The organism is Peptoniphilus lacrimalis DSM 7455, from assembly GCF_000378725.1.
Classification (GTDB): domain Bacteria; phylum Bacillota; class Clostridia; order Tissierellales; family Peptoniphilaceae; genus Peptoniphilus_A; species Peptoniphilus_A lacrimalis.
In genome coordinates, this window is sequence record NZ_KB900367.1 from 84,037 (window position 1) to 96,248 (window position 12,212).

General features: G+C 28.8%; 12 protein-coding genes. 7 read left to right on the forward strand and 5 right to left on the reverse strand.

All coding sequences use genetic code 11. The features are described 5' to 3' along the window. Positions 1-8 precede the first annotated feature (8 nt). The 5 genes from gyrA to F594_RS0100420 all read left to right on the forward strand — a co-directional run bounded on the left by gyrA (position 9) and on the right by F594_RS0100420 (position 4,707). Positions 9-2,438 (forward strand): DNA gyrase subunit A, encoded by a 2,430-nt coding sequence (gene gyrA / locus F594_RS0100400; RefSeq protein WP_009346135.1) that lies wholly within the window; start codon positions 9-11, stop codon positions 2,436-2,438. An 8-nt stretch (positions 2,439-2,446) separates the two neighbouring features. Further along, entirely contained in the window at positions 2,447-2,758 is a 312-nt protein-coding gene (locus tag F594_RS0100405) for an STAS domain-containing protein (protein WP_009346171.1), read from the forward strand. A 1-nt stretch (position 2,759) separates the two neighbouring features. Next, positions 2,760-3,107, forward strand: a complete 348-nt coding sequence (locus tag F594_RS0100410) for an ATP-binding protein (RefSeq protein ID WP_019034160.1) — start codon at positions 2,760-2,762, stop codon at positions 3,105-3,107. Between the two features lie 4 nt (positions 3,108-3,111). Beyond that, complete coding sequence (locus tag F594_RS0100415; RefSeq protein ID WP_019034161.1) at positions 3,112-3,897, forward strand: SigB/SigF/SigG family RNA polymerase sigma factor; 786 nt, start codon at positions 3,112-3,114, stop codon at positions 3,895-3,897. A 153-nt stretch (positions 3,898-4,050) separates the two neighbouring features. Then, on the forward strand, positions 4,051-4,707 hold the full coding sequence (locus F594_RS0100420) for an MgtC/SapB family protein (RefSeq protein ID WP_009346184.1): 657 nt from the start codon (positions 4,051-4,053) through the stop codon (positions 4,705-4,707). Between the two features lie 72 nt (positions 4,708-4,779). Here the strand turns inward: F594_RS0100420 and trxB are convergent, their stop codons facing one another. The 4 genes from trxB to F594_RS0100440 are packed head-to-tail and all read right to left on the reverse strand — an operon-like array spanning position 4,780 to position 9,901. Then, a complete protein-coding gene (gene trxB, locus F594_RS0100425) occupies positions 4,780-5,733 on the reverse strand; it encodes a thioredoxin-disulfide reductase (RefSeq protein ID WP_019034162.1) in 954 nt (317 codons plus the stop codon). A gap of 52 nt (positions 5,734-5,785) precedes the next feature. Further along, positions 5,786-7,276: a glycerol kinase GlpK gene (gene glpK / locus F594_RS0100430; protein WP_019034163.1), complete on the reverse strand. Its 1,491-nt coding sequence runs from the start codon at positions 7,274-7,276 to the stop codon at positions 5,786-5,788. 46 nt (positions 7,277-7,322) lie between these two features. Next, the gene (locus F594_RS0100435; protein ID WP_019034164.1) at positions 7,323-8,201 is read right to left on the reverse strand and encodes a DegV family protein; all 879 of its coding nucleotides are present in this window, start codon (positions 8,199-8,201) and stop codon (positions 7,323-7,325) included. Positions 8,202-8,260: 59 nt separating this feature from the next. Then, positions 8,261-9,901, reverse strand: coding sequence for a M20/M25/M40 family metallo-hydrolase (locus F594_RS0100440; RefSeq protein ID WP_019034165.1), 1,641 nt, complete (start codon positions 9,899-9,901; stop codon positions 8,261-8,263). Positions 9,902-10,045: 144 nt separating this feature from the next. Between F594_RS0100440 and F594_RS0100445 the strand changes: the two genes are divergently transcribed. Continuing rightward, positions 10,046-10,486: a nucleoside deaminase gene (locus F594_RS0100445; RefSeq protein WP_019034166.1), complete on the forward strand. Its 441-nt coding sequence runs from the start codon at positions 10,046-10,048 to the stop codon at positions 10,484-10,486. A 70-nt stretch (positions 10,487-10,556) separates the two neighbouring features. Here the strand turns inward: F594_RS0100445 and F594_RS0100450 are convergent, their stop codons facing one another. Beyond that, positions 10,557-11,213, reverse strand: a complete 657-nt coding sequence (locus tag F594_RS0100450; protein WP_019034167.1) for an S-layer homology domain-containing protein — start codon at positions 11,211-11,213, stop codon at positions 10,557-10,559. A 444-nt stretch (positions 11,214-11,657) separates the two neighbouring features. Here F594_RS0100450 and F594_RS0100455 point away from each other — a divergent pair, with 444 nt between their 5' ends. Further along, the gene (locus F594_RS0100455) at positions 11,658-12,176 is read left to right on the forward strand and encodes a nitroreductase family protein (protein ID WP_009345416.1); all 519 of its coding nucleotides are present in this window, start codon (positions 11,658-11,660) and stop codon (positions 12,174-12,176) included. Positions 12,177-12,212: the final 36 nt, after the last annotated feature.

The following is a 12,212-nucleotide window of genomic DNA, read 5'->3' on the forward strand; positions in this document are numbered from 1 at the left end:
GAGGAAATATGACAGATACAAAAGAATTTGAAAATGGAATATTTGATGTAGATATAAGTAAAAAAATGCGTTCCTCCTATTTAGACTATTCAATGTCTGTAATAGTTGCAAGAGCCCTTCCTGATGTGCGTGATGGACTAAAACCAGTTCACAGAAGAATTCTTTATGGGATGAGTGAATTAAACTTAGTTTCAGGAGGTTCCTACAAGAAATCTGCAAGACTTGTTGGGGATGTAATGGGTAAATACCACCCTCATGGTGATTCATCAATTTATGAAGCAACTGTAAGACTTGCCCAAGATTTTAACATGAGATATCCTCTTGTTGATGGTCAAGGTAACTTTGGTAATATAGATGGTGATGGCGCAGCAGCTATGCGTTATACTGAAGTCAAAATGACAAAACTTGCAGAGGAAATGCTTAGGGATATAAATAAGGATACTGTTGAATTTGTTCCTAATTTTGATAATGACCAAGAAGAACCATCGATTTTACCTTCAAGATTTCCAAACCTACTTGTCAATGGATCTTCTGGTATAGCTGTTGGTATGGCTACAAATATGCCACCCCACAATATGAATGAAGTCATAGATGGAATTGTAAAATATATTGATGACGATGATATTTCAATCAGTGATCTTCAAGAAGTGATTAAAGGACCTGATTTTCCAACAGGAGCTTTAATCATGGGAAGAGATGGTATAAATAAAGCTTATAAAACAGGTAGAGGAAAAATAACAGTAAGGGCTGTTGCAGAAATTGTTGAGCCCAAAAAAGGAAGGGAACAAATTTTAATAACAGAACTTCCTTACCAAGTTAATAAATCTGCTTTAGTCATGAAAATCGCAGAATTGGCAAAAGATAAGATAATAGATGGAATCAGTAAAATTACAGATTCTTCAAATAAGAGAGGAATAAGAATTGTAATTGATCTGAAAAAAGATGCCAATGCCAATGTAGTTTTAAATAAACTTTATAAAGAAACTCAACTTCAAATAACTTATGGAATTATTAATCTAGCTTTAGTTAATGGAAGACCACAAATTTTAAATCTAAAAGAACTTATAAGATATTATGTTGACCATCAAGTTGAAGTTATTACTAGAAGAACAAGATTTGATTTAAATAAGGCAGAAGCTAGAGCTCATATTGTTGAGGGTTTATTTATCGCCCTTGATAATATAGATAGGGTTATAAAAATAATTAGATCATCAAAAGATGATAAGGAAGTAATAGAAAAATTTGATAGGGAATTTTCTTTAACACAAATTCAATCTCAAGCTATTTTAGATATGAGATTAAAAAGGCTAACTGGACTTGAAAGAGAAAAGTTGCAAAATGAATATGATAAATTATTAGAAGATATAAAGAGATTTAAAGAAATTCTTGAAAATAATCATGTTTTGATGGAACTGATAAAAACTGAACTTTTAGAAATCAAAGATAAATATGGAGATTTGAGAAGAACTGTAATAAAATCAAGTGAATCTGATATTGATATTGAAGATATTATTAAAGAAGAAGATGTTATAATTACATTAACCCAATTTGGTTATATAAAAAGAATGCCAGAGGGAACTTATAAACCACAAAAACGTGGAGGAAGAGGTATAACAGCTTTAACACAAAAAGAAGATGATTTTGTTAAAGAATTATTTGTTACTTCAACTCATGATAGACTACTATTCTTTACAAATAAAGGAAAAGTTTATAGGCTAAAAGCCTTTGAAGTACCTGAAGCTGGAAGAAATGCTAAGGGAACAGCAGTGGTTAATCTCTTAAATCTTGATAAGGGTGAAAAAATAACATCTGTAATAAATGTTGAAGAATTTGACCCTGATCATTATCTATTGATGGTAACAGAAAAAGGATTGATTAAAAAGACATCTAATAAAGAATTTAAAAATATTAGGCAAAATGGTCTAATAGGTATTAAACTTAGAGATGATGATAAATTAATAAGTGTTCATCTGGTTAGAGGCGATGAAGAAATAATTCTTGTAACTAAAGAAGGAAAATCTATAAGATTTTCTACAGATGAATTAAGAGATCAAGGTAGAAACACTATGGGAGTTAAGTCTATGAATCTTGATGAAGATGATACTATCGTATCATCAGATATTGTAGGAGATGGAAATTACTTACTAACAGTTTCTGAAAATGGTTTTGGAAAGCTAACTGAACTTAAAGAATACAGACCTCAAAATAGAGGTGGTAAAGGTATATTCACCTATAAGATAAGTGAAAAAACAGGTAAGGTAAGTGCAGCAAGTGTAGTAAATAAATCAGATGATATAATGCTAATTGCAGATTCAGGAATTATTATTAGACTTTTAATAGATGATATTTCTGTAACATCAAGAAATACAATGGGTGTAAAACTCATGAATCTTAATGATTCTAAAATTGTAGCCATAGCTAAATATATAGGTGACTAGGAGGAATTATGGATTTTAAAATTGGTTCTTTAGTAAAAGATAAAAAGTTAATATTAATACCATCAGGAGAACTTGATGTTTATTCAACAGATAAATTTAAAGAAGAAGCCCTTAAAGCTTATAATGATAACAAATTTGATATTGAACTTGATTGTTCAAAACTTGAATATTTAGACTCTACAGGTCTAGGAGCTTTAATATTTCTTTTGAAAACTGTAAATGATGACGATAATACTATTTCCATAAGTAATTTAAATAAACAAATTTTAAAATTATTTAAAATAACAAAATTAGACGAAATGTTTGAAATAAGGAGTTAAGATGGAAAATATATTATATTCTATACCAAACAACGCAATATATTTTTCTTCTGTAAGGCTTGTTGTAGGGGGTATATTAAATACTTTAAAAAGAGATATAGAAGAAATAGAAGATATGAAAATATCTGTAACAGAATGTTTAAATATCTGTTTAGCTTTAAGTCTATCTCCACAAATAGATATAGAATTTAAAATTGAAAAAGATAATTTAGAAATTCAAATATCTAATATAGATTCAAATTTATTAGATAATTTTGATGAACTTAAACTTGCCATAACTATAATTGAATGCTTAGTTGATAAAGTTTATTTTCAAGATATGAGTATTCATTTAATTAAAAATTTATAAGCTTATGAATATAAAAGAATATAAAGAATTAGATAAGAAACTTACAAAAGAAGAGAAAAAAGAACTTTTTTTAGAATACTATAAAACAAAAGATCAAGATTTAAGAACTATATTGATCGAAGAATATTTATATATAGCGGAAATCTTATCAAGAAAATATATTGGAAAAGGCATAGACTATGACGATATATATCAAGTAGCTTCTATAGGCTTAATCTATTCAGTAGATAGGTTTGACCCAACTAAGGGTTATGAATTTTCATCCTTTGCCACACCAACAATTATAGGTGAAATCAAAAAATATTTTAGAGATAAGGGTTGGACTATAAGAGTACCTAGAAGAATTCAAGAACTCTCAAAAAAAATTATGATTGCCAAAAATAAATTATCTCAAGAATATCAAAGGACACCAACAGTAGAAGATATAGCTGAATTTTTAAATGCTAGTCCTGAAGAAATAATAGAATCAATGGAAGCATCTAAAGTTTATACTCCTCAGTCCTTAGATATAGTTTATGATTCTGGTGATGATAAGAAGATGTCTTTGCAAGATTTAATAGGCGAAAATGAAAAATATTTTGATAAAATTGATTTAAAAGATTTTCTTCTAAAATCAATGAAAAATCTAAATGAAGTTGAAAAGACTATATTAATAGACAGATATTTTAACAAAAAAACTCAAATAGTTATAGCTAAAAAATTAAATATTTCTCAGATGACAGTTTCAAGAATAGAAAAAAAAGTTTTAGAAAAAATGAGAAAAGAAATTAAAAAAACTATGGAAGTATGATAAATTGATTTTTTATATTGCTAAATATATATTATTATTACAATAATAAAGGAAAAACCTTAAGCCCATCTTAAGGTTTTTTAATATATAAAAGTTTCAAAGAAATTTATAATGTATTATAATAAGGTTATTGATTAGAAAAGTAGTGATTAAATGTATTATAAAATTGATATTTATTTTGATTTTTTTATAAGAATATTAATAGCCTGTATATGTGGCTTTTTAATAGGATTTGAAAGAGAAAATAGGCATAAATTTGCAGGAGTTAGAACTCATACAATTGTAGCTTTAGGTGCATGTATAGGTATGATTATATCAAAGTATGGTTTTGCTGATTCTGCAGAATTTGATGCAGCAAGAGTTGCGGCTCAAATAGTTTCAGGCATAGGATTTTTAGGTGCAGGAATAATTTTTGTCTACAATAATAACGTTACAGGACTTACAACCGCTGCTGGAATTTGGACAACTTCCTTAATTGGAATGGCATTTGGGGCAGGAATGTATTTTATAGGTATAATATCCTCATTTATTATCTTAATTTTACAAACATTTCTCTACAAAGGAGAGTTTATGAAATTTCATTATATGGTTTATACAGTAATTATTGAGTCTAAAATTTCAGATACAGTAAACTATATAGATAAATATATTGAAAATATAAGGATAGAAAAAGAATCATACAATTTAACCTATGATAATGAAAAATTTATATTAAGTTTTCAATTTATAGCAAAAGATTGTAAAGAAAAAGAAGATTTCATAAAATATTTAGAATCTGTAAAAGGTATAGATAATTTCAAAATTTATTAATTATCATAAAAAATAAGTGCCAGAAATAAAACTGACACTTATTTTAGTTTGAAAATATTATATTAATAAATTTTATTTATTTTCTTTAAATCCTTCATAGAGATTGCCCTCTTTTTCATCTACATATTTTTGAGCATTCATTGCAGCAATGGCACCATCTCCAGCTGCTGTTACAACTTGTCTTATTGTTTTTTTACGAATGTCTCCTGCCGCAAATACTCCATCTATTTTTGTTCTCATTTCATCATCTGTAATTATATAGCCCTTATCGTCTAAATCAAGTATATCTTTATATAAATCGGTATTTGGCAGGTATCCTATAAACACAAATATGCCAAAGGGTTCATCAGATTTTATGCTTTTAACTTCCCCTGTTTTTAAATTTCTTATTACAAGTTCATTTGCAATTTTATCGCCTTTTACTTCATCTACACAAGTATCCCATATAAAGTCTATTTTTTTATTGTTAAAGGCTCTTTCTTGAATATCTTGAGCTGCACGAAGCCTATCACGTCTGTGAATTATGTGAACTTTTTTTGCAAAATTTGCTATAAAAAGTGCTTCTTGAATAGCGGCATCTCCACCACCAACTACATAAACATCCAAATCTTCATAAAATGCTGCATCGCAAGTGGCACAAAAAGAAATTCCTTTGCCCTTAAATTTTTCTTCACCTTTGGCACCAAGAGGTCTAGGAATTGAACCTTGTGCAATTATTAAGGATTTAGCTTCATAAGTTCCAAGTTTTCCTTGGATTTTTTTAATATCTCCCTTTATATCTATTGATTCAACTTGGTCTGAAGCAATTTCAGCTCCAAAAGATTTTGCTTGCTCTGCCATTTTTTGACCTAATTCTGCTCCTGAAATTTTATCTATTCCAGGATAATTTTCTATAGAAATGGTTTCAGCCATTTGACCGCCATCAATTGCTTTTTCTATTATTAATACTTTTTTCTTGCTTCTGGCTCCATAAATACCTGCACTCAAACCAGCAGGTCCCGCTCCAAGAATTATGATATCATACATTTAATCACACTCCTTTTTCATTATTACCCAAATTTATAAGTAATAGCCATTATTATTCCTTATAATATAGTGAAGTTTTTACAGCCTTGTGCCAAGCCTTTATTTTTTCTTCTCGATTTTTTTCATCAAAATTAGATTTAAAACTCATATCTATTTTTAAAATATTTTTTGCATCTTCTAAATCTTTCCAAAAACCTGTGCCAAGCCCTGCCATATAAGCTGCTCCTAAGGCTGTCAGTTCAACAATTTTTGGTCTTAAAACTGAGATACCAGTCATATCTGAAAGAAATTGCATTATGAAATTATTTTTACTAACTCCACCATCTACTTTTAGTTCTTCAATTTTAAATCCTGCATCTTCTTCCATGGCATTTAATACATCTTTTGAAAGATAGGCTAAAGATTCTAATGTTGCCCTTACTATATGGTATTTACTTACTGCCCTTGTAAGACCAACTATTGTCCCTCTTGCATATTGATTCCAATAAGGAGCTCCAAGGCCTGAAAAAGCAGGAACAACAAAACATCCACAGGTGTCTTTTACCTTTGTTGCCATATATTCTGAATCATCAGCAGCATCAAGAATTTTTAAATCATCTCTAAGCCAATTTATTGCAGAGCCACATTCAAATATTGATCCTTCTAAAGCATAGGTAACTTTATCTTTATAGGACCAAGCAATTGTTGTTACAAGTCCATTATTGCTATTTACAATTTCATTTCCAGTATTCATCAATATAAAAGCACCAGTTCCGTAAGTAGCCTTTGCCATAGCTTTGTTAAAGCAAGCTTGACCAAAAAGTGATGCCTGTTGATCTCCTAAAATTCCAGCTATGGGGATTTCTCCACCTAAAAATTTAGAAGAGCTTTTTCCATAGATTTCGCTAGAATTTTTTACTTGAGGAAGCATTGATTTTGGTATGTCAAAAATTTTTAGAAGCTCATCGTCCCATTTCAAGTCTTTTATATTAAATAGCATGGTTCTTGAGGCGTTGGAATAATCAGTAATATGGCAAAGTCCACCAGTTAATTTATAAATTAAATAGGAATCTACTGTTCCAAATAAAAGTTCACCTTTTTGAGCTTTTTCTCTTGCCAAAGGAACATTATCAAGAATCCACTTGATTTTTGTTGCTGAAAAATATGGGTCAATTACAAGTCCAGTTTTCTTCTTAATCATATCTGTGAGTTCATCTTTTTTTAATTTGTCACACAAGGGAGCAGTTCTCTTACATTGCCAAACAATTGCATTATATATGGCATCACCTGTATTTTTGTCCCAAACTATTGTTGTTTCTCTTTGGTTAGCTATTCCTATAGCTGATATCTCATCGGCTGTTGCAGAAATTTTTGACATAGCTTCTACAGCAGTTCCTATTTGAGATGACCATATTTCTGATGCATCTTCTTCCACCCATCCTGGATGGGGAAAATATTGGGTAAATTCTTTTGAAGCTTGTGAAACAATTTCTCCATCTTTATTAAACAATATAGTTCTTGCACTTGTAGTTCCAGCATCAAATGCCATAATATATTTTTTCATATTTACTCCTTTATTATGTAGAAAAATAGCCGCAAAAGCGGCCATTTTATAAAATATCTTTAAATTTTTCAGGAATTTCTTCTTTTAAATAGCTTGCCCCAATTATGTCAGGACCTACATGAGATGCTATTACAGTTCCCATTTGGTGGGGTATAATTTTATTAGCACCTGCTTCTTTTAAAAGTTCTTCAAAGTTTCCTATGATTTCCATATCCTGTCCGTAAACAGGCATTATTATTTCGTCTTTAAAGGGTCTTTTCATATCCCTTTCCATGGTATTTACCATAGATTTAATTGTTTTTTTCTTACCTCTAACAATTTCTGCTATCTTTAATTTTTTATTAGAAAAGGTGATAATAGGCATAATATTTAACATTTTAGTAATATTTTTTCCTACTTTAATAATCCTACCACCTTGGTAGAGGTATTTTAAATCAAAAACTGTAAATATATGGCTTATATTTTCTTGTAAAAAATCTGCAAATTCTAATAGTTCATCAAAAGTTTTACCTTTTTTATTTGCCTTAGCCATAAGATAAGTAAATAATCCAAAGCCAACTGAAGCAGATCCTGTATCAATAACAGAAGCCTTAATATTTGGATATTTTTCTTTTATATTTTTTAGTGCCATACAGGAGTTGGCATAGCCGCCTGTAAGTCCACTTGAAAGACTTAGATAAATAAAAGGTATATCTTCTTTAGCATATTTTTCAAAGCATTCTAAATATTCAAATTCAGGTATCTGAGATGTTTTAAAACTTTCTCCTTGTCCTTGCCTTTGAAAAATTTCTTCAACTTCTATGTTCCTATCAACTTCATCAGCTTTTGATGAAATTAAAGCAATATGCATTATTTCTATATCAAATTCTTTAATTTCTTGTTTTGTTAAATCACATGCATTATCCGCTATTATTTTAATATTCATATTTTCCCTCATTAGATATGATACCTTAAAATTATAAGATTATCCATAAGTAATAAGTATTATTTTAAAATTTCCTTTATTACAAAATCCATAAGTTTAGGAGTATTGGATTTTAAATCTGATCTTGAAACTCTTTCAGTATATTTGTGAAGGTCTTTACCCCATGGACCGATGTTAAATACAGGCATTGAATATTTTCTAATTAAATCAAGATTTATAGGATAAGTATTCCACATTAAAAAGTTATCTTTAACATATGAAAGTTCCTCATCATCTAGAGTAAGCATTGCATAGGATAAATCACAGATACCTGTAAAATAATTTTGAACATCTAATTTTAAATCTAAATTTTCTTTCGTAAAATCCTTCATTTTTTCCACAAGTTCTTGCATTTCTTTGTAATTCTTTAAATCTAAGTTATTTACTGAAGGATAGTATGGTGGACAAATTCCCCATAAAACTACAGGTCCCCTATATGAATAGTTTGATAAAAGTTCTTCCATTAATCTAAAGACAGCTTCAGGAATAGATATTTCTCCATCATTAACCATTTTTGTTAATTTATCTTCTGTATCTTTTAGAATTTTTTCTATATCTACTTTATTTTCATTTTTTATTTCCCTGACTAATTCTTCAAAAATAAAAACTTTTGTTGGATATTCAATTTTTCCTTCTTCTCCACTAGCTTGTAAATATTTTTTAAAGGATTTGTCAGTTCTCTTAATTACATTTTCAAAGGCTTCAACAGAAATTTCTTTTAATTTTTCCATGATTTCTTTAGGAGTTTTGGTAAGGGGTAATACTGACATATATCCACCAGATGTAATAGGAAGAGATACATCATATACATATTTTCTATCCTTTTGATATAGCCATGTTGGTGCAGGAGAAGTAGTATTTCCTCTAGTTTCTATAAAGTCTTGATTAAGATCAGTTAAACTTACAATTTCAGATAATAAAGAAATTGGATTTAGTCCTTGATAAACTTGTCCAACATGAGTAAGTTTTCCACGAGTTAGGCATATTGGCATAATTTTTCCTATGGAGCCATCATAAATAATCATTGTATTTTTGTCTATTCTTTCATGAGGTTCACCATCAATTATTAGCTTATAATTTAGACCATATCTTTTATTTAGATCATCTAAAATATAAGAAAGATGACGCATACCGGCAGATAGATTTTCTTCATCACAGACAGCAACTAAGAGTACTGAACCCGGAAAATCTTTATCTTGAACATACTTTTCAAATAGAGCCATTTCAATAGCACCACCAGCCTTCATATCACAAATACCACGACCAAAAAGCCATTCGTCTGTTAAATCTTTTTTTACTTTGTCTAAAACATCAACTTGGCCATTTTTGAAACCCTCTTTAATTTTTTCGGGTTCATAAGCTATATCTTTAATTTTTCCAAAGTCTTCAACATCAACAGTGTCTGAATGACCGATAAGTACAACAGTATCTTTACTCTTGCCTTGTAAAAGTGCATAACAAACTGACCTATTGAGATGGTCATTTTTAACGGGTGAAATTTTAGTTTCTATAGGAAGCTTTGCTATTTTTTCAAGGTGTTTAAACCATTTTTGAAAAAAGTTCACACTATTTTGTTCAAGCTCAGTTCCAGTATGAGTAACAACTTTGCCATATTCTATAGCTAATTCTTCAATCCTATTTCCTAAATTATCTTGTTTCATAAGAACCTCTCTTTCATTTTATCTTGTAAATTTTTTATTTTGTGTAAAATTAATTATATTAATATTATACTATAGCGATAATTTAATTAAAAATTTTACTATAAATTTTTATTGATATATAATAAATTTATGGAAGTTTATTTTATGAAAAAAGCCTTGGAATTAGCAAAAATTTCTTATAAAAATTTTGATGTTCCCGTAGGATGTGTAATAGTTAAAGATAAAAAAATAATAGGTCAAGGATATAATCAAAAGGAGAAAAATAAAAATCCCTTATGTCACGCAGAGATAAATGCTATAAATTCTGCTTGTAAAAATTTAAATTCATATCATTTAGAAGATTGTGATATGTATGTTACTTTGGAGCCTTGCCTCATGTGTGTTGGAGCAATAATAAATGCCCGCATAAAAAATTTATATTTTGGATCTTATAATTACAGATTCGGAGCTGTATTATCTCATGTTGAACTCTTAAAAGATGGGGGTTTTAATCATAAAACAAATTACCAAGGAGGAATTTTAAAAGAAGAATCAGCTAGACTTTTAAATTCCTTTTTTGAAAAATTAAGAAATTCTTCTAGATAAATTTATAATATAAAAGAAAAAAGCACTATAAGTAGATTTACTATTTATAGTGCTTTTTTCTGAGTTCAAATTATTCATATAGATTTCTGTTGCCAAATTTAATCTTGCTATCAATTACAACTTTTCCTTGAGGACGATTATATTCCTCCATAAGAGAGTTAACAACTGTAGCAATTTCGGCCCTTGTCATACCTCTTTTTGGTGCAAAAATGTTTTGAGAGTAACCATTAATTATATTGGCTTTAACCATGGCGCCAACATATCCCTTGGCAGATTCAGAAATTTCATTATAATCATGAAATTCTTTTAAAACATCTTTGTTTTTTCTCAAACCATACATATAACCTAAAATTTCACAAACTTCTTCCCTTGTGATCGGTTCATCTGGATAGAGTTTTCCCATAGTAGGTATTAAATATCCTGCCTTTATAGCTTTAGCTACATCATTGTAATACCAATCATTGGGATTTACATCTGAAAAAGTAACTGTATAAGTTTTATTCAAACTTGATAATTTATTTACAAGAGAATAGAATTCAACTTTTTTCATAAGTTGGTCAGGTTTGAAATAAGAATTTTCATAACCATTCATTACATTTAAATTAGTAATATTATCTACAGCATTTTTAGCCCAATGATTATTGGTGTCTTTAAAAGATTTAGCATAAACTCCACCTGTAAGCAAAGTCAAAGACAAAAAGGCAATTACTACAAACTTCCTTTTCATGACATCAACCCTTCTAAGAACTTCTATCTATATTATAACAAGTATAGTAAAAATTAAGTTTAAGATTCTGTTACAGATTTTAGCTTTTGTAATATTAGTGAAATATAAAAAGAGGGTGCTTATATGTACTAACACAGCACCCTCCAGGGAAGAAAAAAGATGATGAAGTTTTCACTTCTCTAATATAATAACCTACTATTTTAAATTTGTCAAGTTTTTTATGAAAATATTTTCAAAAAAAATTATTATTATTTTATTCTTATAAAAGCTTAAAAATTCAATAAAATTAACAGATTTAAGTTTTTTAAAAGCTCTTGTAAATTATCATTTTGATATTGTTTGCAGGTATATTCCATATAATTATTATAAAAATAATTTTTTAAAGAAGAAGTTATTTCAATAATATGGTAGAATATAATTAATAAAATTTAAGGAGTTGATTTAATGTTAACTGATATTATAAAGAATCGTAGAACTGTTAGGGCTTTTAAGGATAAAAAAGTTGAAAGAGAAACATTAGAAAAACTTTTAATGTATGCTTCAATGGCTCCATCTAATGGTAATGCTCATCCTGTAGAGTTTTTAGTTATTGATGATAAAGAAAAAATAGATGAGCTTTCTAATATGGATTCATATTCTACCCTATACTTAAAGGAATGTCCTTGTGTAATTCTTTTTATGGGAAATACTGAACTTTCTACAACTTGGCTTGAAGAATGTGCAATAGATGCATCTTACTTCCAACTTTTAGCTGAAGAAGAAGGTCTATCTACTTCATGGATAAACGTAGTTCGTGGAAATACTTCAGGAAAAATTTCTTATGACGAATATTTTGAAAAGAATTTTGGAGTTAAAAAACCTTATAAACCGATGTGCTTAATACCTGTTGGTTATAAAAAACGTGGCACAAAGGCTCATGAAGATTTTGATGTTACAAGTAAAGTTCACTACAATGAATTTTAATTAATAAAAACCTTGGATTTAAAGATCCAAGGTTTT

Bases quoted from the DNA above. Each gene is read 5' to 3' on its own strand.
- F594_RS0100440 (WP_019034165.1), bottom strand. From the start codon at position 9,901: ATGAAACAAGATAATTTAGGAAATAGGATTGAAGAATTAGCTATAGAA.
- F594_RS0100455 (WP_009345416.1), top strand. From the start codon at position 11,658: ATGTTAACTGATATTATAAAGAATCGTAGAACTGTTAGGGCTTTTAAG.
- glpK (WP_019034163.1), bottom strand. From the start codon at position 7,276: ATGAAAAAATATATTATGGCATTTGATGCTGGAACTACAAGTGCAAGA.
- F594_RS0100410 (WP_019034160.1), top strand. From the start codon at position 2,760: ATGGAAAATATATTATATTCTATACCAAACAACGCAATATATTTTTCT.
- F594_RS0100405 (WP_009346171.1), top strand. From the start codon at position 2,447: ATGGATTTTAAAATTGGTTCTTTAGTAAAAGATAAAAAGTTAATATTA.
- F594_RS0100450 (WP_019034167.1), bottom strand. From the start codon at position 11,213: ATGAAAAGGAAGTTTGTAGTAATTGCCTTTTTGTCTTTGACTTTGCTT.
- F594_RS0100435 (WP_019034164.1), bottom strand. From the start codon at position 8,201: ATGAATATTAAAATAATAGCGGATAATGCATGTGATTTAACAAAACAA.
- trxB (WP_019034162.1), bottom strand. From the start codon at position 5,733: ATGTATGATATCATAATTCTTGGAGCGGGACCTGCTGGTTTGAGTGCA.
- F594_RS0100445 (WP_019034166.1), top strand. From the start codon at position 10,046: ATGAAAAAAGCCTTGGAATTAGCAAAAATTTCTTATAAAAATTTTGAT.
- F594_RS0100415 (WP_019034161.1), top strand. From the start codon at position 3,112: ATGAATATAAAAGAATATAAAGAATTAGATAAGAAACTTACAAAAGAA.
- F594_RS0100420 (WP_009346184.1), top strand. From the start codon at position 4,051: ATGTATTATAAAATTGATATTTATTTTGATTTTTTTATAAGAATATTA.
- gyrA (WP_009346135.1), top strand. From the start codon at position 9: ATGACAGATACAAAAGAATTTGAAAATGGAATATTTGATGTAGATATA.